The sequence below is a fragment of the Pseudomonas sp. PB105 genome (assembly GCF_009764655.1).
Lineage (GTDB): Bacteria > Pseudomonadota > Gammaproteobacteria > Pseudomonadales > Pseudomonadaceae > Aquipseudomonas > Aquipseudomonas cyclaminis.
In genome coordinates, this window is sequence record NZ_RWIO01000006.1 from 45,013 (window position 1) to 65,893 (window position 20,881).

The 20,881-nt window shown below is 60.3% G+C and carries 21 protein-coding genes; 4 read left to right on the top strand and 17 right to left on the bottom strand.

Annotated features, from left to right (window positions below; all coding sequences use genetic code 11):
• The first annotated feature begins 31 nt into the window (after nt 1-31).
• Both EJD88_RS00900 and pdeM read left to right on the top strand, forming a co-directional pair.
• A complete protein-coding gene (locus EJD88_RS00900) occupies nt 32-2,506 on the top strand; it encodes a ligase-associated DNA damage response DEXH box helicase (protein ID WP_158876280.1) in 2,475 nt (824 codons plus the stop codon).
• The gene (gene pdeM / locus EJD88_RS00905; RefSeq protein ID WP_158876282.1) at nt 2,503-3,156 is read left to right on the top strand and encodes a ligase-associated DNA damage response endonuclease PdeM; all 654 of its coding nucleotides are present in this window, start codon (nt 2,503-2,505) and stop codon (nt 3,154-3,156) included. Before EJD88_RS00900 ends, pdeM begins: the two co-directional genes overlap by 4 nt.
• Nucleotides 3,157-3,179: 23 nt before the next feature.
• Here the strand turns inward: pdeM and EJD88_RS00910 are convergent, their stop codons facing one another.
• On the bottom strand, nt 3,180-3,377 hold the full coding sequence (locus EJD88_RS00910; protein ID WP_010212420.1) for a hypothetical protein: 198 nt from the start codon (nt 3,375-3,377) through the stop codon (nt 3,180-3,182).
• 107 nt (nt 3,378-3,484) lie between these two features.
• Nucleotides 3,485-4,051: a dCTP deaminase gene (gene dcd, locus EJD88_RS00915; protein ID WP_003172320.1), complete on the bottom strand. Its 567-nt coding sequence runs from the start codon at nt 4,049-4,051 to the stop codon at nt 3,485-3,487.
• 389 nt (nt 4,052-4,440) lie between these two features.
• Between dcd and EJD88_RS00920 the strand changes: the two genes are divergently transcribed.
• Entirely contained in the window at nt 4,441-4,650 is a 210-nt protein-coding gene (locus EJD88_RS00920; RefSeq protein WP_002554837.1) for a cold-shock protein, read from the top strand.
• Nucleotides 4,651-4,839: 189 nt separating this feature from the next.
• Here the strand turns inward: EJD88_RS00920 and rpoS are convergent, their stop codons facing one another.
• From rpoS to EJD88_RS00960, 8 genes are all read right to left on the bottom strand, one after another.
• Nucleotides 4,840-5,844, bottom strand: a complete 1,005-nt coding sequence (gene rpoS / locus EJD88_RS00925; protein ID WP_099583339.1) for an RNA polymerase sigma factor RpoS — start codon at nt 5,842-5,844, stop codon at nt 4,840-4,842.
• Between the two features lie 105 nt (nt 5,845-5,949).
• On the bottom strand, nt 5,950-6,786 hold the full coding sequence (locus tag EJD88_RS00930; RefSeq protein WP_099583340.1) for a peptidoglycan DD-metalloendopeptidase family protein: 837 nt from the start codon (nt 6,784-6,786) through the stop codon (nt 5,950-5,952).
• 207 nt (nt 6,787-6,993) lie between these two features.
• The gene (locus EJD88_RS00935) at nt 6,994-7,629 is read right to left on the bottom strand and encodes a protein-L-isoaspartate(D-aspartate) O-methyltransferase (RefSeq protein ID WP_169899534.1); all 636 of its coding nucleotides are present in this window, start codon (nt 7,627-7,629) and stop codon (nt 6,994-6,996) included.
• Between the two features lie 41 nt (nt 7,630-7,670).
• A complete protein-coding gene (surE, locus tag EJD88_RS00940; RefSeq protein WP_099583341.1) occupies nt 7,671-8,420 on the bottom strand; it encodes a 5'/3'-nucleotidase SurE in 750 nt (249 codons plus the stop codon).
• Nucleotides 8,408-9,466, bottom strand: a complete 1,059-nt coding sequence (truD, locus tag EJD88_RS00945; protein WP_099583342.1) for a tRNA pseudouridine(13) synthase TruD — start codon at nt 9,464-9,466, stop codon at nt 8,408-8,410. Before truD ends, surE begins: the two co-directional genes overlap by 13 nt.
• On the bottom strand, nt 9,463-9,936 hold the full coding sequence (gene ispF, locus EJD88_RS00950) for a 2-C-methyl-D-erythritol 2,4-cyclodiphosphate synthase (protein ID WP_122749447.1): 474 nt from the start codon (nt 9,934-9,936) through the stop codon (nt 9,463-9,465). Before ispF ends, truD begins: the two co-directional genes overlap by 4 nt.
• Nucleotides 9,937-9,991: 55 nt before the next feature.
• A complete protein-coding gene (fghA, locus tag EJD88_RS00955; protein WP_099583343.1) occupies nt 9,992-10,837 on the bottom strand; it encodes an S-formylglutathione hydrolase in 846 nt (281 codons plus the stop codon).
• A gap of 8 nt (nt 10,838-10,845) precedes the next feature.
• Entirely contained in the window at nt 10,846-11,958 is a 1,113-nt protein-coding gene (locus EJD88_RS00960) for an S-(hydroxymethyl)glutathione dehydrogenase/class III alcohol dehydrogenase (protein WP_057701300.1), read from the bottom strand.
• Nucleotides 11,959-12,068: 110 nt separating this feature from the next.
• On the opposite strand from EJD88_RS00960, the gene EJD88_RS00965 reads away from it, so the two are divergent.
• Nucleotides 12,069-12,965, top strand: coding sequence for a LysR substrate-binding domain-containing protein (locus EJD88_RS00965; protein WP_099583344.1), 897 nt, complete (start codon nt 12,069-12,071; stop codon nt 12,963-12,965).
• A 57-nt stretch (nt 12,966-13,022) separates the two neighbouring features.
• Here EJD88_RS00965 and ispD read toward each other — a convergent pair whose 3' ends face one another.
• The 7 genes from ispD to EJD88_RS01000 form a co-directional block, all read right to left on the bottom strand.
• Nucleotides 13,023-13,730 carry a 2-C-methyl-D-erythritol 4-phosphate cytidylyltransferase gene (gene ispD, locus EJD88_RS00970; protein WP_158876284.1) on the bottom strand — a complete coding sequence of 236 codons (708 nt, stop codon included), beginning with the start codon at nt 13,728-13,730 and terminating at the stop codon, nt 13,023-13,025.
• Nucleotides 13,727-14,005, bottom strand: a complete 279-nt coding sequence (gene ftsB, locus EJD88_RS00975; protein ID WP_003231201.1) for a cell division protein FtsB — start codon at nt 14,003-14,005, stop codon at nt 13,727-13,729. Before ftsB ends, ispD begins: the two co-directional genes overlap by 4 nt.
• A 171-nt stretch (nt 14,006-14,176) precedes the next feature.
• A complete protein-coding gene (gene eno, locus EJD88_RS00980) occupies nt 14,177-15,466 on the bottom strand; it encodes a phosphopyruvate hydratase (protein ID WP_053137218.1) in 1,290 nt (429 codons plus the stop codon).
• Between the two features lie 157 nt (nt 15,467-15,623).
• Nucleotides 15,624-16,469, bottom strand: a complete 846-nt coding sequence (gene kdsA / locus EJD88_RS00985; protein WP_158876286.1) for a 3-deoxy-8-phosphooctulonate synthase — start codon at nt 16,467-16,469, stop codon at nt 15,624-15,626.
• A gap of 5 nt (nt 16,470-16,474) precedes the next feature.
• Nucleotides 16,475-18,106, bottom strand: coding sequence for a CTP synthase (locus EJD88_RS00990; RefSeq protein ID WP_032891641.1), 1,632 nt, complete (start codon nt 18,104-18,106; stop codon nt 16,475-16,477).
• A gap of 274 nt (nt 18,107-18,380) precedes the next feature.
• Entirely contained in the window at nt 18,381-19,691 is a 1,311-nt protein-coding gene (gene tilS, locus EJD88_RS00995) for a tRNA lysidine(34) synthetase TilS (protein ID WP_158876288.1), read from the bottom strand.
• Between the two features lie 160 nt (nt 19,692-19,851).
• Nucleotides 19,852-20,799 (bottom strand): acetyl-CoA carboxylase carboxyltransferase subunit alpha, encoded by a 948-nt coding sequence (locus tag EJD88_RS01000; protein ID WP_003172288.1) that lies wholly within the window; start codon nt 20,797-20,799, stop codon nt 19,852-19,854.
• Nucleotides 20,800-20,881 lie beyond the last annotated feature (82 nt).

Sequence of the window (20,881 nt, forward strand, 5' to 3'; positions counted from 1 at the left end):
GGAATAGACCTTCCAGAGCGTCAGCCGCCGCATGGCAAAACCCCACGACTTCGCCAAGACATGGTTCGCCGCCAAGGGCTGGAAGCCGTTCGACTTCCAGAAAGCGGTTTGGCAAGCGGTCAAGCAAGGCCGGTCAGGGCTGCTGCACGCCAGCACTGGCGCGGGTAAAACCTACGCACTGTGGTTTGCCGCCCTCAATCGCTTCGCCACCACCCGACCGCCTGCTACGGGCAAACGCAAACCGCCTGCTGAACCGCTGACGGTGCTGTGGATCACGCCGATGCGTGCGCTGGCCGCCGACACGGCTCGCGCCCTCGAAGCGCCGCTGGCGACCTTGCAGATTCCGTGGAGCGTCGGCCTGCGCACGGGCGATACCAGCAGCAGCGAGCGCGCCCGGCAAACCCGGCGCCAACCCACCGTACTGATCACCACCCCGGAAAGCCTGACCCTGATGCTCGCCCGCGCCGACAGTGAGGCGAGCCTCGCGCACCTGCGCATGGTGGTGGTGGATGAATGGCATGAGCTGATCGGCAACAAGCGCGGCGTACAGTTGCAATTGGCGTTGGCGCGGCTGCGGCGCTGGCACCCTGACCTGATGGTGTGGGGCATTTCGGCGACCTTGGGTAATCAGCCCCACGCGCTGGAGGTATTGGTCCCACAAGGCGGCGGAATCAATGTGCAAGGGCAAACGGCCAAACAGCTGAAAGTCGACACCTTGTTGCCACTGGTTACCGAGCGTTTCCCGTGGGCCGGGCATATCGGCTTGAAGATGTTGCCGCAGGTGGTCGCCGAGGTGGAGGCCAGCAGCAGCTGCCTGGTGTTTACCAATACGCGGGCGCAGTCGGAAATCTGGTACCAGGCCTTACTGGAAGCGCGGCCGGAGTGGGCCGGGGTCATTGCCCTGCACCATGGTTCGTTGTCTCGGGAAACCCGCGATTGGGTAGAACGCGCCCTGAAAGACGGGCAGCTCAAGGCGGTGGTCTGCACCTCCAGCCTGGACCTGGGGGTGGATTTTTTGCCGGTGGAGCGGGTGTTGCAGATCGGCTCAGCCAAGGGCATCGCCCGTCTGATGCAACGTGCCGGGCGCTCCGGCCATGCGCCGGGGCGGCCATCGAGGGTGACGCTGGTGCCGACCCATAGCCTTGAACTGGTCGAGGCGGCGGCGGCCCAGGATGCAATTGCAGGGCGGCGCATCGAGGCCCGCGAATCACCCTGCAAACCGCTGGATGTACTCGTACAACACGTGGTGAGCATGGCCCTGGGCGGTGGCTTCACGCCGGATGCATTGCTGGCGGAAGTGCGCGGCGCCTGGGCGTATCGCGATCTTACGGACGCGGATTGGGCCTGGGCGCTGGGGTTTGTGCGCCATGGCGGGCTGTCGCTCACCGCTTATCCGGATTACCGCCGGGTGGAGCCCGACGAGCAGGGCATCTGGCGCGTGCCCGACGCCCGCTTGGCGCGACGCCATCGCATGAGTGTGGGCACCATTGTCAGCGACGCGAGTATCCAGTTGAAATTCTGGAGCAAGGGCGGCGGCGGCAAGAATCTGGGCAGCGTCGAGGAAGGTTTTATCGCACGGCTCAAGCCTGGGGATGGGTTTCTGTTTGCCGGGCGCCTGCTGGAACTGGTGCGGGTAGAAAACATGACCGCCTACGTGCGGCGCAGCACCGCCAAAAAGGCCGCCGTACCGCGCTGGAATGGCGGGCGCATGCCCCTTTCCAATGAGCTGGCCCAGGCCGTGGTGGAGCGCTTTGACGCGGCGGCGCAGGGTCGCTTCGAAGGCCCGGAAATGCAGGCGGTGCAACCATTGCTACAGACGCAGTTGCGCTGGTCCGGCCTGCCGACGCGGGAACATCTGTTGGCCGAAGTGCTGAAGTCGCGGGAAGGTTGGCACCTGTTTCTGTACCCGTTTGCCGGGCGCCAGGTGCATCTGGGGCTGGCGAGCCTGCTCGCCTGGCGGGTCAGCCAAGGACAGGCAGTGACCTTCTCCATTGCCGTCAATGACTATGGCTTGGAGTTACTGAGCGCCACGCCGGTGGATTGGCCTGTATGGCTGAGCGAGGCGCTGCTGAGCCCGGCCAATTTGCTGAGCGACGTCGCCGCCAGCCTGAATGCCGGGGAACTGGCCTTGCGGCGCTTTCGTGAAATCGCCCGTATCGCCGGGCTGGTGTTTGCCGGCTACCCCGGCGCGCCGAAAAGTACGCGCCAGGTGCAGGCGTCCAGCGGATTGTTCTTTGAAGTGTTCAAGCAGTATGACCCGCAGAACCTGTTGCTGGCCCAGGCCGGGGAAGAAGTCCTGCGTGACGAGTTGGATATTCGCCGCCTGGAAGAGACCTTGCTTCGCTTGTCGGCGCTGAAACTGGACATGCATATGATCGAACGTCCTACGCCCCTCGCCTTCCCGCTGCTGGTGGAGCGGATGCGCGAAAGCATGAGTTCGGAAAAGCTCTCGGAGCGCATTGCACGGATGGTCAAGGATTTGGAAAAAGTAGCGGAGAAACGATGACGCACTGCTCGGTGACGCTTGGCGGCGAAGAACTGTGGTTGCTGGCGGAAAAAGCCGTGTACTGGCCTGCGCGCCAGTGTTTGTTGATTGCCGATGCGCACTTTGGCAAGGCATCTGCCTATCGCAGCCTGGGGCAGCCAGTGCCGCAGGGCACTACTACCGACAACCTGCAGCGTCTGGATCACTTGTTAAGCGCCCTGCCGTGCGCGCAGGTGATCTTTCTGGGCGACTTCCTGCACGGTCCCGGCTCACACGCCAGCGGCACACTGAGCGCACTGCGGGACTGGCGAGCACGGCATTGCGACCTGGCGATGACGTTGATTCGCGGCAATCACGACAAACGCGCGGGCGATCCACCTGCTGACTTGAGGATCGAGGTGGTGCCTGAGCCGCTGCTGATGGGACCTTTCGCCCTGCAACACGAACCGGATCCCCATGCCAGCCACCTGGTGCTGGCGGGGCATGTGCACCCGGTGTATCGCTTGCGCGGCAAGGGCCGGCAGAGCCTGCGCCTGCCGTGCTTCCTGCTGGGCAGGCACGTCAGCCTGTTGCCAGCGTTTGGCGCATTTACGGGCGGATACGCAGTAGATCAGGGCGATGATCACCAACTCTTTGTGATTGGCGATCACCAGGTCTGGCCAGTTGGCTGAAACACCGACTGGGCTTGCAGGTATCAGGCAACCGGTGCGGGTGGCGGCTCATCGGGAAGGGTCGGCTCACCGGGTTCGGTAGGCTGTGGGTAATCCGGCTCGGGTTGGCCGGGGATGCCGCCCGCATAAGCGGGATCGGCCATCAGGGACCAGGCCAGAACGCCAATCTGGTTGGGTTCAAGCCGGGCAAGTTCTGCGCTGATTCGCGGGTCGATCTTCATAAGGTACTCCTCAAGCGTGGCCCGGCGCGTTTTGCACGCGCCGAGGCAGTACACCCAATAGAGTCACTTTCTGCGGACTAATTCCCTTTACGCGTAGGACCTTTCGATCAAGCGCGTGGCAAGGTGACGCCGCGCTGGCCTTGGTACTTGCCTGCGCGGTCTTTGTAGGACACTTCACAGGCCTCGTCAGACTGCAAGAACAGCATCTGCGCCACGCCTTCATTGGCGTAGATCTTGGCTGGCAGGGTGGTGGTGTTGGAGAACTCCAGGGTGACGTGACCTTCCCACTCAGGCTCAAGCGGCGTCACGTTAACGATAATGCCGCAGCGCGCGTAGGTGCTTTTACCCAGGCAGATGGTCAGCACGTCGCGGGGAATACGGAAGAATTCCACGGTGCGCGCCAGGGCGAAAGAGTTTGGCGGAATGATGCACACGTCGCTCTTGACGTCGACGAAGCTCTTTTCGTCGAAGTTCTTCGGGTCGACGATCGCCGAGTTGATGTTGGTGAACACCTTGAACTCATCGGCGCAGCGCACATCGTAGCCGTAGCTGGAAACGCCATAGGAGATCACTCGGTCGTCGCCTTCACCACGAATCTGGCGCTCGACGAACGGTTCGATCATGCCGTGCTCTTGCGCCATGCGGCGAATCCACTTGTCCGATTTGATGCTCATGGCGGGTGTCCTGAATAGCGAGGTGGAAAAATTCTGTGTGGCATCTTACCGGTGCCGGCGTTGGGGTTCAAAGGGCGTCGGGCTTTTCTTGATGAATGCCCCGCTGGCTGTAAGGCGCAGCCAGCAGGGCCGGGGGCCGTATTGCCGCCAGCGGTACCGGTAAATACCACCGCCAGTCACGAAAATAGAGAAACCTTCGGAAATACCATTGGCACGTTCCGGAAAAAGGGTTAAGGTGGCGCCACTGTGCTGCTTGTGTCACTGAGAATCTCTACACGATATGTTGAATTTCGATCCAACCATCTCCAAGAATTTTTCCTGCTCTTTGCACTCAGTCTCGGCCAGGGCTTTTCCTGAGTCGCAGTTAACTTTGTCCAAGGAGATACACCATGTCTAATCGCCAAACTGGTACCGTTAAGTGGTTCAACGATGAAAAAGGCTTCGGCTTCATCACTCCACAATCCGGTGACGACCTGTTCGTTCACTTCAAAGCTATCCAATCCGACGGCTTCAAAAGCCTGAAAGAAGGCCAACAGGTTTCTTTCATCGCTACCCGCGGTCAGAAAGGCATGCAAGCTGAAGAAGTTCAAGTTATCTAACTTGTACTGACTTAGTCGAAAAAACCCCGCCCTTAAAAGCGGGGTTTTTTTATGCCTGGAACAAAAAATTTGGGAGGGGACTTGCCCCCGATTGCGATGTATCAGTCGATATAGCTGGCGACTGTGACACTGCTATCGGGGGCAAGCCCCCTCCCACATTCAAGCAATCAAGCAATCAAGCTGCGCCGCTTATTGGAACAGCGATTCACTCGACAAGCCATTCTTCTCCAGGATCTCACGCAAGCGCTTGAGCCCTTCCACCTGGATCTGCCGCACCCGCTCACGGGTCAGGCCGATCTCCAGGCCTACGTCCTCCAGGGTGCTGCTCTCATGACCACGCAGGCCGAAGCGGCGAATCACCACTTCACGCTGCTTGTCTGTAAGCTCCGACAACCACTGGTCAATGCTTTGGGACAGATCAACGTCCTGCAACAGCTCGCAAGGATCTGTAGGGCGATCATCCGTCAGGGTGTCCAGCAGGGTTTTATCCGAATCCGGACCCAGCGAGACATCGACCGAAGACACGCGCTCGTTAAGGCCCAGCATGCGCTTGACCTCCCCTACCGGTTTTTCCAGCAGGTTGGCGATTTCTTCGGGCGAGGGTTCATGATCGAGTTTTTGAGTGAGCTCACGCGCTGCCCGCAGGTAGACGTTGAGCTCCTTGACCACATGGATCGGCAACCGGATCGTGCGGGTCTGATTCATGATCGCCCGTTCGATGGTCTGGCGAATCCACCAGGTGGCATAGGTTGAAAAGCGGAAGCCCCGCTCAGGGTCGAACTTCTCCACTGCCCGGATCAGGCCCAGGTTGCCCTCCTCGATCAGGTCCAACAGGGACAGCCCACGATTGACGTAGCGCCGGGCGATTTTCACCACCAGGCGCAGGTTGCTTTCAATCATGCGCTTGCGCCCAGCCGGATCACCCTTTTGCGACAACCGCGCAAAATGGACTTCCTCTTCGGGGGTCAGCAGGGGGGAAAAGCCGATTTCATTGAGGTACAGCTGGGTCGCGTCGAGCGCCCGTGTGTAATCAATGTATTTATGTTGCTTTAACGCGGAGGAGTTTTTGGATTTGGTGCGAACTGAAGGTGTTGCAGGTCCCTCATTCGACATCGATTCCATAGCGATACCGGTCTCCATAAGGAGAACCTCATCGTCGATGTCAAACTCCGGCGCTTCTTTACTGAGAGCCATTGTTATAGTCCTTTGGTGAGTTCGACCTCAAGCTCAAGCGACGCCTTTATCCTTGGCAACGCTGGAGCCTGTTCCTTCTACGTGAGGGAACAGGCTGGCAACACATCAACGACGGGGTAAGAATTGCAGCGGATCTACAGGCTTCCCTTGACGGCGAATCTCAAAGTGCAGTTTCACCCGGTCTGTACCCGTTGAACCCATTTCGGCAATTGTCTGTCCGACTTTGACTTGCTGCCCCTCCCGAACCAACAGCCTGCGGTTATGACCGTAAGCACTGACGTAGGTATCACTGTGTTTGATGATGACCAGCTCGCCGTAGCCCCGTAAACCACTCCCGGCGTACACCACTGTCCCATCAGACGCAGCTAAAACAGGCTGTCCCAAATCCCCGGCGATATCAATGCCTTTATTCAAACTACCGTTTGAAGAGAATTTTCCAATCAACACTCCGTTTGAGGGCCATCCCCAACCGGTCGGCGCAGGTCCGGCAGGCGGCAACGGCGCGGCTGTCGGCTTGTTCGCAGCCGTCGGCGCAGCAGTGCCGGCAGGCCGAGTAATGATGGTGGTTTTGCTCGAAGACGACGGTGAAGATCCGGTGTTTGTCACAACCGCCGTAGGCGCGGAACCGGTGCGACCATCGAAGCGAATCGTCTGACCCGGATGTATCGTGTAGGGCACAGGAATATTGTTACGGGCTGCAAGCGCTTTGTAGTCCCACCCATAACGGAAGGCGATCGAGAACATCGTGTCGCCCTTGCGCACCACATATTGCCCGGTAGTTACCGTCGGCTTTTGCGGTGCGGCATTATTACGGTCAACGACCCGTGCACCGCTGCTTGGCGAGCTGGAACAGCCCACCAACAAGGAACCGAAGACAAGGCCAAGCACCAGTCGCTGAAAACTTGTTTTACCCATACGCTGCGCAAGACCTGTGAGACTCACCCGCCGCTCCCTTTATGGTGGCTGAACATGAACGCCTGTATCAGGCTTGAAATATGTCGCAAGTATAACTGGGCATTGAAGTTTTACCGGCACGCGACTGAAACGAATCATTCAACGTGTTGAATCGATGAAGCCATCATGTTGACTTGATGGACCCCGCCGTAAGACACATCCCCATCCGCAGAATTCACTGACGGCGAAAATTCATCAAGCCAGCGGGCCGTTGAGTAACGGAACAAAGCGCACGGCGCCCAATACATGCCGGGAAAAACCGTCGTCTTCACGGACAATAAGCATCAATTGTTGCACTTCGCCGGAGCCCACCGGTATGACCAGGCGCCCGCCCGGGGCCAACTGGTCGAGCAGCGCTTGCGGAACATCGGTGGCCACGGCGGTGACGATGATGCCGTTGTAAGGCGCCAGCGCCGGCCAGCCTTCCCAGCCATCCCCCCAGCGAAACACCACGTTGCGCAGGTTCAGTTCCACCAGGCGTTCCTTGGCACGATCCTGAAGCACCTTGATGCGCTCCACCGAGAACACACGCTCCACCAGCTGCGACAGCACGGCGGTCTGGTAGCCGGAACCGGTGCCGATCTCCAGCACCTTGTCCAGCGGCCCTGCGGCCAGCAGCAGCTCGCTCATGCGCGCCACCATGTAGGGCTGGGAGATGGTCTGGTTATGCCCGATGGGCAAGGCCGTATCTTCATAGGCGCGATGGGCCAGGGCCTCATCGACAAACAGATGGCGAGGCGTACGGCGGATCACTTCCAACACCTGGGCGTTGGACAACCCTTCTTCGTACAGGCGCTGGATCAAACGCTCACGGGTGCGCTGGGAGGTCATCCCGATGCCCCGACGCAGCAGGTCGTCTTGTTCACGAGCCATCAGCGCAATCCCTCCAGCCAGCCTTCGAGACCACTGAAGGCATCGCTGAAGGTTCGGTCGAATTGCAACGGGGTAATCGACACATAACCTTGCATCACCGCATGAAAGTCCGTGCCCTCGCCCCCGTCTTCGGCATCACCGGCGGCTGCAATCCAATAGCCTTCCTTGCCGCGCGGGTCGACCACTTTCAACGGCGCTGCTGCACGGGCGCGATGGCCCAGGCGCGTCAGTTGGATGCCACGGATATGGTCGAGGGGCAAATTGGGAATATTGACGTTGAGCACTGTACGCGGCGGCAGGTCCAGGGAGGCATGCGCCTCCACCAGCTTGCGTGCGAAATAGGCGGCGGTGGGCAGGTTGTCCAGTTGCCGCGAGGCAAACGAAAAAGCGAACGAGGTACGGCCCAGGAAGCGCCCTTCGAGCGCTGCCGCCACGGTGCCGGAATACAGCACGTCGTCGCCCAGGTTGGCGCCGAGGTTGATGCCCGACACCACAAGGTCCGGCTCTTGATCCAACAGGCTGTTGATGGCCAGGTGCACGCAGTCGGTGGGCGTACCGTTGACGCTGATAAAGCCATTGGCCAGAACCTGCGGGTGCAGGGGACGGTCGAGCGTCAGCGAACTGCTGGCACCACTCTTGTCCTGGTCGGGGGCAACCACCACGCACTCGGCGTAATCCTGCAGCGCAGCATAGAGCGCGGCAAGGCCGGGTGCGGTGGCACCGTCATCGTTTGATATCAGAATACGCATGGGCTGTCCGTCTGCCCCACCGGCACCAGATCAACAAGCTCGCGCACCAAGACAGTGGCGAAGCATCCGGCCGGCAGGACGAATTCCAATTGCAGAATGTCAGGCCCGGGATAATGCCACGTCAACCCGCCAATGGGCAGTCGCAGAATGCGACGTTCCTGGCTCATGCCGGCATTCACCAGCCAATCGCGCAGGTCGGCTTCACTGGCGGCGATCGCCTGCTCCAGTTCATGGGTGGCACCGGTCGCGGGCGAATCGCCTTCGCCCCACTGCGGGCCGGTGGGGTGCAGGTCCAGGATCGCCAGGCGCGGGTCACTGCACTCAGCCTCTCCCGCCGGGAAAAAACTGCGACTGTCAGTAAACGCCAGCAGATCACCCACTTGCGCACGCTGCCAGGAACCGTCGGCGACCCGTGCTGCCAGGACCTTGTTGAACAGGAAACTGCGCGCCGTAGACAACAACCGCGAACGCACATTGCGCTGCTCTGGCAGGGCCTTGCGCGCGGCCCACTCACGGGCGTCGACCACATTGCCACCGTTGTGGCCAAAACGCTGGGTGCCGAAATAATTGGGAATGCCGTGCTGCGCAATCAGCTGCAAACGCGCATCGATGGCGGCGGTATCGCCGGCCAGCTGGGTCAGGCGCAAGGTGAACCCGTTGGCCGCGTGCGCGCCGCGTTGCAGCTTGCGCTTGTGGCGGGCGGTTTTGAGAATCTTGAGGGTGTCGTTTTCTGCAGCGCTCATGTCGGGGTCGGCCTTGCCCGGCAGTTGCACGCTGAACCACTGGCGGGTCAGCGCCTGGCGGTCCTTGAGCCCGGCATAACTGACGGTGCGCAACGGCACGCCGGCAGCTTTGGCGATACGGCGCGCAGCTTCCTCAGTATTGAGGCCACGTTTTTCCACCCACAGCCACAAGTGCTCGCCCTCGCCGGTCAGCGGGATATCCAGCACTTCGTCGACCTGGAAATCTTCAGCCGTGGCCTTCAGGACCGCGCTGCCCAAAGCCTCGCCGTAGGCACGCGGGCCCAGCAATTCCAGATCATTCATGCGCGCAGCAACAAGGCGACGGAGTGCACCGCAATGCCCTCTTCACGACCGGTAAACCCGAGCTTTTCGGTGGTGGTGGCTTTCACGTTGACTTGATCCAATTCAATTTGCAGGTCTGCGGCAATCAGTGCGCGCATCGATTCGATATGGGGCGCCATCTTCGGTGCCTGGGCGACGATGGTGTTGTCGACGTTACCGACCTTCCAGCCCTTGGCGTGGATCAGGCCGACCACATGGCGCAGCAATAGCCGGCTGTCCGCGCCCTTGAAGGTGGGGTCGGTGTCCGGAAAGTGCTTGCCGATATCACCCAACGCCGCAGCGCCGAGCAAGGCATCGCTCAAGGCATGCAACACCACGTCGCCGTCGGAATGAGCCAGCAGCCCATGGTGGTGCGCAATGCGCACGCCGCCCAGGGTGATGAAATCGCCTTCAGCGAAACGGTGCACATCGTAGCCGTGGCCAATACGCATAAAAAAAACGCCCCGATTTAATTCAGGGCGTGATTCTACCTACTTTTGCCTCACATTAACCGAGCAAAGCACGGCCATGGTGTCGCAAATGGTCTTCGATGAAGCTGGCGATGAAGAAATAGCTATGGTCATAGCCAGGTTGCAGGCGCAGTTCCAGCGGATGCTTGGCCGCCTTGGCTGCTTGCCGCAGGGCTTCAGGCTTGAGCTGCACCGCGAGGAAATCGTCGCGATCGCCCTGGTCCACCAGCAAGGGCAGCTTTTGCGAGGCTTCGCTGATCAATACGCAGGCATCCCATTCACGCCACTTCGAGCGCTCTTCGCCCAGGTAACGGGAGAAGGCTTTCTGGCCCCACGGGCAATCCATCGGGTTGTTGATCGGCGAGAACGCCGACACCGACTGGTAACGCCCCGGGTTGCGCAGCGCGCACACCAGCGCACCGTGTCCGCCCATGGAGTGGCCGCTGATACCGCGTTTATCCGAAGCAGGGAAATGCGCTTCAACCAACGCCGGCAATTCCTGCACCACGTAGTCATGCATCCGATAATGCCTGGCCCACGGTTCCTGCGTGGCATTCAGATAGAAACCGGCCCCCAGACCGAAGTCCCAGGCGTTATCCGGATCACCCGGCACACCGGGACCGCGAGGGCTGGTGTCCGGCGCAACGATGATCAACCCCAGCTCGGCGGCCATGCGCTGTGCGCCGGCCTTCTGCATGAAGTTCTCGTCGGTGCAGGTCAACCCGGACAGCCAATACAGCACCGGCAGCTTGCCGCCCTGCTCCGCTTGCGGCGGCAGGTAAACGGCGAAGGTCATGTCGCAATCGAGCACGTCGGAATGATGCTTGTAGCGTTTATGCCAGCCGCCGAAGCTCTTCTGGCAGGACAGGTTTTCCAGACTCATGGCCGACCTCAGAAGTGGATGACGGTACGAATGCTTTTGCCTTCATGCATCAGGTCAAACGCTTTGTTGATGTCTTCCAGGCCCATGGTGTGGGTGATGAAGGTGTCCAGCGGGATCTCGCCGGTCTGGGCCATTTCCACGTAGCTTGGCAATTCAGTACGACCGCGCACACCACCGAACGCCGAACCACGCCAGACGCGACCGGTCACCAACTGGAACGGACGGGTAGCGATTTCCTGACCAGCACCGGCTACACCGATGATCACCGACTCGCCCCAGCCTTTATGGCAGCACTCAAGTGCGGCACGCATCAGTTGCACGTTGCCGATGCATTCGAAGGAAAAGTCCACGCCGCCGTCGGTCAAATCAACAATCACGTCCTGGATCGGGCGGTCGTAGTCTTTCGGGTTGATGCAGTCGGTTGCGCCCAATTGCTTGGCGATTTCGAACTTGGCCGGGTTGATGTCGATGGCAATGATGCGACCGGCCTTGGCCTTGACCGCGCCGATCACCGCTGACAGGCCGATGCCGCCCAGCCCGAAGATAGCCACGGTATCGCCCGGTTTGACCTTGGCAGTGTTGAGCACCGCACCGATGCCTGTGGTGACGCCGCAACCAAGCAGGCAGACTTTTTCCAGCGGCGCGTCTTTAGCAATCTTGGCCACGGAGATTTCCGGCAACACGGTGTACTCGGAGAAGGTCGAGGTGCCCATGTAGTGGAAAATTGGCTGGCCCTTGTAGGAAAAGCGCGTGGTGCCATCCGGCATCAAGCCTTTGCCCTGGGTAGAACGGATGGCCTGGCACAGGTTGGTCTTGCCCGACAGGCAGAATTTGCACTTGCCGCATTCCGGGGTGTACAGCGGGATCACATGGTCACCAACGGCGACCGAGGTAACGCCCTCGCCGATGGCTTCAACCACCGCACCGCCTTCGTGGCCGAGGATCGACGGGAAGATACCTTCCGGGTCGGCGCCCGACAGGGTGTAGGCGTCGGTGTGGCATACGCCGGAAGCCACCACGCGCAACAGGACTTCGCCAGCCTTGGGCATGGCGACATCCACCTCAACAATCTCAAGGGGTTTCTTGGCTTCGAAGGCGACGGCGGCGCGGGACTTGATCATCCGGTGTTTCTCCAGGGAGTTTAAAACTGAGACGGCGAGTGTAAAACATGCCCCACTGATTAATAATCCAGGCAAAAGCAAAACTTTATTGCTGTACAGGGACAATCACCATGTTGGAAAACCGCTGGGAAGGCATCGATGAATTTGTCGCCGTGGCCGAGTGCAGCCAATTCACGGCGGCGGCCGAGCGCCTGGGCGTGTCCTCATCCCATATCAGCCGGCAGGTGGCCCGCCTGGAAGAGCGACTGCAAACACGATTGTTGTATCGCAGTACGCGCAAGGTGACGCTGACCGAAGCCGGCCAGACTTTCCTGCAACACTGCCAACGCTTGCAGGACGGTCGCGAAGAAGCCCTGCGTGCGGTAGGCGACCTCGCCAGCGAACCCAAAGGCATGCTGCGCATGACCTGCGCCGTGGCTTACGGCGAACGTTTTATTGTGCCGTTGGTGACGCGATTCATGGGGCTTTACCCTCAGTTGCGGGTGGATATCGAATTGAGCAACCGCCAGTTGGATCTCGTGCATGAGGGCCTGGACCTGGCGATTCGCCTGGGGCGCCTGCAGGATTCGCGAATGGTCGCCAGCCGCCTCGCGCCGCGCCGCATGTACTTGTGCGCCTCGCCGTCCTACTTGGCACGGTATGGTCGGCCACATAGCTTGTCGGAATTGAGTCGGCACAACTGCCTGATCGGCAGTTCGGATATTTGGCAACTGGCCCAGGACGGGCGCGAATTCTCCCAGCGGGTGCAGGGAAACTGGCGCTGCAACAGTGGGCAGGCGGTGCTGGACGCGGCGTTGCAGGGGGTTGGGTTGTGTCAGTTGCCGGACTATTACGTGCTGGAGCACTTGCACAGCGGCGCGCTGGTGTCGCTGCTTGAGGCGCATCAGCCGCCGAATACGGCGGTGTGGGCGCTATATCCGCAACAGCGGCATTTGTCACCGAAGGTCAGGAAGCTGGTGGATTTCTTGAAGGAGGGGTTGGCCGGGAGGCCGGAGTACAGTCGTTGACTGGGTGTTGCTTGGGCGGGCCTCATCGGGGGCTTGCCCCGATAGCGGTTCCGCTGATTACCGCCGATTCGCCCACCGCAACCGCAACCACTCAAGATCCTCCGGCCGGGTCACCTTGATATTGTCCGTACGCCCTTCTACCAGGCGCGGCGCCTGGCCGGACCACTCCATGGCCGAGGCTTCGTCGGTGATAAGCGCATCGGCCACCAGGCTGTCAGCCAATGCGCGGTGCAAGGCGCCGAGGCGAAACATCTGCGGCGTGTAGGCTTGCCAGATGAGACTGCGATCCACGGTTTCCACCACCCGACCCTGCTTGTCGGCACGCTTCAGGGTATCGCGCGCCGGCACAGCCAAAAGGCCGCCGACGGGATCGTCAGCCAGTTCGCTCAATAAATTGTCGAGGTCCTCACGACTCAGATTAGGCCGGGCAGCATCATGCACCAGCACCCAATCCTCATCGCTGGCGCCGAGGGCATTGAGCTGCAGCAACGCGTTAAGCACAGAACCCGAGCGCTCGGCGCCACCGTCCGCACGCTGGATACGCGGGTCAGTGGCACATGCCAGGTTTGGCCAATAGGGGTCATCACAAGCAAGACTGACCACCAGGCCCTTGAGCGCTGGGTGGTCGAGAAAACAGCCAAGGCTGTGTTCAAGAATAGTGCGCCCGCCCAGTTGCAAATATTGCTTGGGACGGTCCGCAGCCATACGGGCACCGACGCCCGCGGCAGGAATCACGGCCCAGAAGGCCGGCAAACTGTTACTCATTGGGCCAACTGGTAGAGGGTTTCGCCCTCCTTGACCATGCCCAGTTCATGACGAGCCCGCTCTTCAACGGTCTCCGTGCCTTTTTTCAGCTCAAGCACTTCAGCATCCAGGACGCGGTTGCGCTCCAGCAAGATCTCGTTTTCGGCGTGCTGTGCCGCAATTTGCTCAGTCAGGTCTTTTACCTGCGCAAAGCTGCCATTACCCACCCACAGGCGGTACTGCAGGCCAGCCAGCAACAAGAGCAAGACGAGGAACAACCAATTGGGACTGCGCATCGAATATCGGGTATCCAGTGAAAAAAGACAGCCATGCCTAACTTTTGAAGCAACTGATAGCACGAAGCCTGGAAGAACCAGGCTTGTGCTTGATAGCCATCAGATTAGCGTCGAAATGTTCACTTTCGTGAACTTTCCGACGCAATCCGCCGACTTTTTAGCATTTACAGATCAGCCGCGAAACTCGCCGCGACCGTTGTACTTGGCTTTGCCCGCCAGTTGCTCTTCGATACGCAGCAATTGGTTGTACTTGGAAACGCGATCGGAACGGCACAGGGAACCGGTCTTGATCTGGCCCGCCGAGGTACCCACGGCCAGGTCGGCAATGGTCGAATCTTCGGTTTCGCCGGAGCGATGGGAGATTACGGCGGTGTAGCCCGCAGCCTTGGCCATCTGGATGGCTTCCAGGGTTTCGGTCAGGGTGCCGATCTGGTTGAACTTGATCAGGATCGAGTTGGCGATCTTTTTATCGATGCCTTCCTTCAGGATCTTGGTGTTGGTCACGAACAGGTCGTCGCCCACCAGTTGGACTTTCTCGCCGATCTTGTCGGTGAGGATTTTCCAGCCGTCCCAATCGGACTCGTCCAGGCCGTCTTCGATCGAGATGATCGGATAGCGCTGGGTCAGGCCCTTCAGGTACTCAGCAAAACCTTCGGAGTTGAACACCTGGCCTTCGCCGGACAGGTTGTATTTGCCGTCTTCATAGAATTCGCTGGCGGCGCAGTCCAGGGCCAGGGTCACGTCGGTGCCCAGCGTGTAGCCAGCGTTGGCCACGGCTTCGGAGATCACTTTCAGTGCATCTTCGTTGGACGCCAGGTTGGGTGCGAAACCACCTTCGTCGCCTACGGCAGTGCTCAGGCCACGGGCCTTCAGGACAGCTTTCAGGTGATGGAAGATCTCGGTGCCCATGCGCAGGCCTTCGGAGAAGGTCTTGGCGCCAACCGGCTGCACCATGAATTCCTGGATGTCGACGTTGTTATCAGCGTGCTCGCCACCGTTGATGATGTTCATCATCGGCACCGGCATCGAATAGACACCCGGCGTACCGTTCAGGTTGGCGATGTGAGCGTACAGCGGCAGGTCCTGGTCCTGAGCAGCAGCCTTGGCAGCGGCCAGGGACACGGCGAGGATGGCGTTGGCGCCCAGGCTACCTTTGTTTTCGGTGCCGTCGAGCTTGATCATCGCGTGGTCCAGGGCTTTCTGGTCCAGCGGATCCTTGCCCAGCAACAGGTCACGGATCGGGCCGTTGATGTTGGCTACAGCCTTGAGTACACCCTTGCCCAGGTAACGGCTCTTGTCGCCATCACGCAGTTCCAGCGCTTCGCGCGAACCGGTGGAAGCACCGGACGGCGCGCAGGCGCTGCCGATGATGCCGTTATCGAGAAGCACGTCGGCTTCGACGGTGGGGTTGCCACGGGAGTCGAGAACTTCACGACCTTTGATGTCGACGATTTTTGCCATTGTTGTAAACACTCCAAAGTTGACGAAAACGACGCAGCTGAAGGGAAACTTTTGACCGACCGCAAGGGTGGAACAACGGGGCAGGCTTGCAGGCGACAAGGCTCAGGCCCGAGGGCCTGAACAGAAAACGTGGGAAAGTCTACCGGAGAAACGACGCTTACGCGGTCTCTACCGTCGGAAAACTCTTGACCAGTTCGTCCAACTGCTTGAGCTGGGCCAGGAATGGCTCCAGCTTGTCCAGGCGCAAGGCACATGGACCGTCGCATTTGGCGTTGTCCGGATCCGGGTGGGCTTCCAGGAACAGGCCAGCCAGGGACTGGCTGATGCCGGCCTTGGCCAGGTCCAGTACCTGGGCACGACGCCCACCGGCGGAGTCGGCGCGACCACCGGGCATTTGCAGCGCGTGGGTCACGTCGAAGAACACCGGGTGTTCGAACTGTTTCATGATGCCGAAACCGAGCATGTCCACCACGAGGTTGTTGTAGCCGAAGCTCGAACCGCGCTCGCAGAGGATCAACTGGTCGTTACCCGCTTCCACGCACTTGTTCAGGATATGTTTCATCTCCTGCGGCGCGAGGAACTGGGCTTTCTTGATATTGATCACTGCGCCGGTCTTGGCCATCGCGACGACCAGATCGGTCTGGCGCGACAGGAAGGCCGGCAACTGGATGATGTCGCATACTTCGGCGACCACGGCGGCCTGTTCAGGCTCGTGGACGTCGGTGATGATCGGCACACCGAAGGCTTGCTTGATGTCCTGGAAGATCCGCATGCCTTCTTCAAGGCCTGGGCCGCGATAGGAGGTCACGGACGAACGGTTGGCCTTGTCGAAGCTGGCCTTGAACACGTAAGGGATACCCAGTTTCTGGGTAACCTTTACGTACTCTTCACAGACCTGCATCGCCATGTCACGGCTTTCCAGCACGTTCATGCCGCCGAACAGCACCATGGGCTTGTCGTTGGCAATCTCGATGTCGCCTACGCGAATGATCTTCTGGGCCATCAGGTTTACGCCTTCTTCTGATGTTGCGTCAGTGCAGCTTTGACGAAACCGCTGAACAACGGGTGACCGTCGCGTGGAGTCGAGGTGAACTCTGGGTGGAACTGGCAAGCGACGAACCATGGATGATCCGGTGCCTCGACCACTTCAACCAGCGCGCCATCACCGGAGCGACCGGAGATTTTCAGGCCGGCTTCCTTGATCTGTGGCAGCAGGTTGTTGTTCACCTCGTAGCGGTGACGGTGACGCTCGACGATCACGTCCTTGCCGTAGCAATCGTGAACCAGCGAGCCCGGCTCAAGCAGGCAATCCTGCGCGCCAAGGCGCATGGTGCCGCCCAGGTCGGAGCTTTCGGTACGGGTTTCAACAGCGCCAGTGGCGTCTTCCCACTCGGTGATCAGGCCCACGACCGGGTGACCGCTCTTGCTGTCGAACTCGGTGGAGTTGGCGTCTTTCCAGCCCAGCACGTTACGGGCGAACTCGATAACGGCCACTTGCATACCCAGGCAGATACCCAGGTACGGCACCTTGTTCTCACGAGCGTACTGCACTGCGGTGATCTTGCCTTCCACGCCACGCAGGCCGAAACCGCCGGGAACAAGAATCGCGTCAACACCTTCGAGCAGCGCAGTGCCCTGATTCTCGATGTCTTCGGAGTCGATGTAGCGCAGGTTGACCTTGGTACGGTTGCTGATACCGGCGTGGCTCATCGCTTCGATCAGCGATTTGTACGCGTCCAGCAGCTCCATGTACTTGCCGACCATGGCGATGGTGACTTCATGCTCAGGATTGAGCTTGGCGTCGACCACGGCTTCCCATTCGGACAGGTCCGCGCCATTGCACTGCAGGCCGAAACGCTCGACCACAAAATCGTCCAGGCCTTGCGAGTGCAGGATGCCCGGGATCTTGTAGATGGTGTCGGCGTCTTCCAGGGCAATCACCGCACGTTCTTCGACGTTGGTGAACTGCGCGATCTTGCGACGCGAGGAAATATCGATCGGGTGATCGGAGCGGCACACCAGCACGTCCGGCTGAAGGCCGATGGAACGCAGTTCCTTGACCGAGTGCTGGGTTGGCTTGGTCTTGGTTTCGCCGGCGGTGGCGATGTAAGGCACCAAGGTCAGGTGCATCAGCATCGCGCGCTTGGCGCCGACTTCGAAACGCAACTGGCGGATGGCTTCGAGGAACGGTTGGGATTCGATGTCACCCACGGTGCCACCGATCTCGACCATCGCCACGTCGGCATCGCCTGCACCCTTGATGATGCGGCGCTTGATTTCGTCGGTGATGTGCGGGATCACCTGGATGGTTGCACCCAGGTAGTCACCACGGCGCTCCTTGCGCAGCACGTGCTCGTAGACACGGCCGGTGGTGAAGTTGTTGTTCTGGGTCATGGTCGTGCGGATGAACCGCTCGTAGTGGCCCAGGTCCAGGTCAGTCTCGGCGCCGTCGTGTGTGACGAACACTTCACCGTGCTGGAACGGGCTCATGGTGCCCGGGTCGACGTTGATGTACGGGTCCAGCTTGAGCATGGTGACTTTAAGCCCCCGCGCCTCCAGGATGGCCGCCAATGAAGCGGAGGCAATGCCTTTCCCCAATGAAGAAACAACACCGCCCGTGACGAATATGTAGCGCGTCATGAAAAACCCTAGAAGTCTGCGTTAAAGCGGTCCGAGCCGCCGGGGAAAGCGAAGAGAGGCCGAAGCCCCCGATCACCTGCATTAATCACAGTGCACCTTTCAAAAAAACCGCCGCGTTGTGACAGACCAGCAGTGAAACTGCCAGTACGTTGATCGCTACACATTTTTTGGAATCGCCCAGCAAAGACTGCTTGGTAATCGGCAACTGCTGCGATTCAGGCGAATCCACAGAAGTTGTATCAAGAAGGGAGCGTAGTCTACCGGAAAGGCGCTATCAGCTCAAACCTTGATCGCAGGTCTGTGGCATCCAATGTAATTGCCAGCCTCGACTGGGTGCCGCCCAATGTCCAATGAGGCTGGGCACGCCCAGCAATTGCTCGCCCCGATACAGCAGCGGCAATCTGCCACGGACGAAACCCGGCACGCCACTTTCGTTAAGCAGGCGCTTCAAGTCACGCCGACCTCGGCCGGGCACCTCGACGATTTCACCGCCCTGGCGATAACGCACCTCCAGCGGGCCTTCGGGCGCCTCGCCGATAATGCTCAGCAGGCCATTGCCGGGTAACTCTAGTGGGTTTTGCGGATCGGGCCAGCTCACCGTTGCGTCGGAAAATTCCGACCAGATCGCAGGCAACCACCAGATGCGCTCGCCACAGCGGTGCAACTCGCCGTCAGCCAAGCGCCATAGCGGCTGTGCGTCGGCCTTGGCATCACGTAAGGAATACCAACTGGCCCAGTGATCACTGTCGGGCAACCGGGTGAGCGGAGCCAGCCAGTGACGCAGGGCGTTGCGCTGGCGGGCATCGGAAAGCTTGCGCAGTGCTGCCAAATCCAGGGATGGCAACTGAAGCCAGGGCAACGGCGAAGGTCGATCCGCGAACTGCAAGTCCATGCGGGCCAGCTCATCAAGCAGTCCCTGCGCGTCGCTCAGGTGCTCGGCGGTACGGGCCAGGCTTGAGACAGCCTGGGGCCAGCGTTCCGTGAGGACAGGGAACACTCGGTGGCGCAGGTAGTTACGGGAGAACCGTGGATCGGCATTGGATGGATCCTCGATCCACTCCAATTGATGCTCGTGGGCGTAAGCCTCCAGTTCCGCACGGGAGACATCCAGTAACGGGCGCAGCAGATGCCCCCCCGCCAATGGACGCTGCACCGGTATCGCCGCCAACCCGCGCACCCCGGCCCCGCGCAAGAGGCGAAACAGCAGAGTCTCAGCCTGATCGTCGCGATGCTGGCCCGTGAGCAAGACCTCCCCTGCCCCGACCACCTCGGCCAACGCCTGGTAACGCGCCTCACGGGCGGCACGCTCAAGACTCGCGCCTGGCTGGACCTGTACGTGCATGACGCGCAAGGGCACGCCCAGGCTGTCACAAACTGACTGGCAATGACTTGGCCAGGCATCAGCAGCAGCCTGCAGGCCATGGTGGACATGAACGGCGCTGAGCGGCGGGAGGTGTTCGGTGTTGGCGAGGAGGTGGAGCAGGACAGTGGAATCAAGACCGCCGGAGAAAGCGACATGCAAGGCGGGGGCGTTGCGCCAGGGGGTCAAGGCGTGCCGTAGTCTGGCGGTTAAGCAGGGCTTCATGGAAAGTACCGCCATCGATCTGTAATGCGATAACCCAGCATACACAAAGCAAATGTGGGAGGGGGTTTGCCCCCGATAACAGTGGGTCAGCCACCCGATTGGTTGACTGACACCCAGCTATCGGGGCAAGCCCCCTCCCACACTTGGTCTTGCTGCGACTTTAGAGACCGTAGCTCATCAGGCGCTCGTAACGACGGGCCAGCAGTGCTTCGTTATCCAGCTTCTTGAGCATCGCCAGTTGCGAGCCCAACTCGGCACGGATGGTCGCAGCGGCAGCAGCAGGGTCGCGGTGGGCGCCGCCCAGTGGCTCGGCGATCACTTTGTCCACGATGCCAAGGCCTTTGAGGCGATCGGCGGTGATGCCCATGGCTTCAGCAGCGTCCGGCGCCTTTTCTGCGGTTTTCCACAGGATCGAGGCACAACCTTCGGGGGAGATCACCGCGTAGGTCGAATATTGCAACATGTTCAGTTGGTCGCACACGCCAATGGCCAGCGCACCGCCGGAACCACCTTCACCAATCACGGTGGCGATGATCGGGGTCTTCAGGCGGGACATGACACGCAGGTTCCAGGCAATCGCTTCGCTCTGGTTGCGTTCTTCAGCGTCGATACCTGGGTAGGCACCCGGCGTGTCGATGAAGGTCAGGATCGGCATTTTGAAACGTTCGGCCATTTCCATCAGGCGGCATGCCTTGCGGTAGCCTTCCGGACGCGGCATGCCAAAGTTGCGGCGGACTTTCTCGCGCACTTCACGGCCTTTCTGGTGACCGATCACCATCACTGGCTGGTCGTCCAGGCGAGCGATACCGCCCACGATGGCCGCGTCGTCGGAGAAATGGCGGTCGCCATGCAGCTCGTCGAACTCGGTGAAGATGTGCTGAATGTAGTCCAGGGTGTATGGACGGCGCGGGTGGCGGGCCAGGCGCGCGATCTGCCAGCTGGTCAGCTTGCCGAAGATGTCTTCGGTAAGGGTGCTGCTCTTGTCTTGCAGGCGGGCGATCTCATCGCCGATATTCAGCGAATTGTCATTGCCGACCAGGCGCAGCTCTTCGATCTTGGCTTGCAGGTCAGCGATCGGCTGTTCGAAATCAAGAAAATTCGGGTTCATAAGCGTCCGTCTTGGGTCGACGGCCAGGGCGTGCCTGGCCAGCCGGTTGTCTGTTCGCGCCCTACCTTAAGGGAGAGGCGCG

What these genes read in the sequence shown, in the direction of transcription:
- EJD88_RS01000 (WP_003172288.1), bottom strand. Translation starts at nt 20,799, where the DNA reads ATGAACCCGAATTTTCTTGATTTCGAACAGCCGATCGCTGACCTGCAA.
- fghA (WP_099583343.1), bottom strand. Translation starts at nt 10,837, where the DNA reads ATGAGTCTGGAAAACCTGTCCTGCCAGAAGAGCTTCGGCGGCTGGCAT.
- EJD88_RS00960 (WP_057701300.1), bottom strand. Translation starts at nt 11,958, where the DNA reads ATGATCAAGTCCCGCGCCGCCGTCGCCTTCGAAGCCAAGAAACCCCTT.
- pdeM (WP_158876282.1), top strand. Translation starts at nt 2,503, where the DNA reads ATGACGCACTGCTCGGTGACGCTTGGCGGCGAAGAACTGTGGTTGCTG.
- ispF (WP_122749447.1), bottom strand. Translation starts at nt 9,936, where the DNA reads ATGCGTATTGGCCACGGCTACGATGTGCACCGTTTCGCTGAAGGCGAT.
- EJD88_RS00920 (WP_002554837.1), top strand. Translation starts at nt 4,441, where the DNA reads ATGTCTAATCGCCAAACTGGTACCGTTAAGTGGTTCAACGATGAAAAA.
- EJD88_RS00990 (WP_032891641.1), bottom strand. Translation starts at nt 18,106, where the DNA reads ATGACGCGCTACATATTCGTCACGGGCGGTGTTGTTTCTTCATTGGGG.
- ftsB (WP_003231201.1), bottom strand. Translation starts at nt 14,005, where the DNA reads ATGCGCAGTCCCAATTGGTTGTTCCTCGTCTTGCTCTTGTTGCTGGCT.
- EJD88_RS00965 (WP_099583344.1), top strand. Translation starts at nt 12,069, where the DNA reads ATGTTGGAAAACCGCTGGGAAGGCATCGATGAATTTGTCGCCGTGGCC.
- eno (WP_053137218.1), bottom strand. Translation starts at nt 15,466, where the DNA reads ATGGCAAAAATCGTCGACATCAAAGGTCGTGAAGTTCTCGACTCCCGT.
- EJD88_RS00935 (WP_169899534.1), bottom strand. Translation starts at nt 7,629, where the DNA reads ATGACCTCCCAGCGCACCCGTGAGCGTTTGATCCAGCGCCTGTACGAA.
- EJD88_RS00900 (WP_158876280.1), top strand. Translation starts at nt 32, where the DNA reads ATGGCAAAACCCCACGACTTCGCCAAGACATGGTTCGCCGCCAAGGGC.
- rpoS (WP_099583339.1), bottom strand. Translation starts at nt 5,844, where the DNA reads ATGGCTCTCAGTAAAGAAGCGCCGGAGTTTGACATCGACGATGAGGTT.
- truD (WP_099583342.1), bottom strand. Translation starts at nt 9,466, where the DNA reads ATGAATGATCTGGAATTGCTGGGCCCGCGTGCCTACGGCGAGGCTTTG.
- ispD (WP_158876284.1), bottom strand. Translation starts at nt 13,730, where the DNA reads ATGAGTAACAGTTTGCCGGCCTTCTGGGCCGTGATTCCTGCCGCGGGC.
- kdsA (WP_158876286.1), bottom strand. Translation starts at nt 16,469, where the DNA reads ATGGCCCAGAAGATCATTCGCGTAGGCGACATCGAGATTGCCAACGAC.
- surE (WP_099583341.1), bottom strand. Translation starts at nt 8,420, where the DNA reads ATGCGTATTCTGATATCAAACGATGACGGTGCCACCGCACCCGGCCTT.
- tilS (WP_158876288.1), bottom strand. Translation starts at nt 19,691, where the DNA reads ATGAAGCCCTGCTTAACCGCCAGACTACGGCACGCCTTGACCCCCTGG.
- dcd (WP_003172320.1), bottom strand. Translation starts at nt 4,051, where the DNA reads ATGAGCATCAAATCGGACAAGTGGATTCGCCGCATGGCGCAAGAGCAC.
- EJD88_RS00910 (WP_010212420.1), bottom strand. Translation starts at nt 3,377, where the DNA reads ATGAAGATCGACCCGCGAATCAGCGCAGAACTTGCCCGGCTTGAACCC.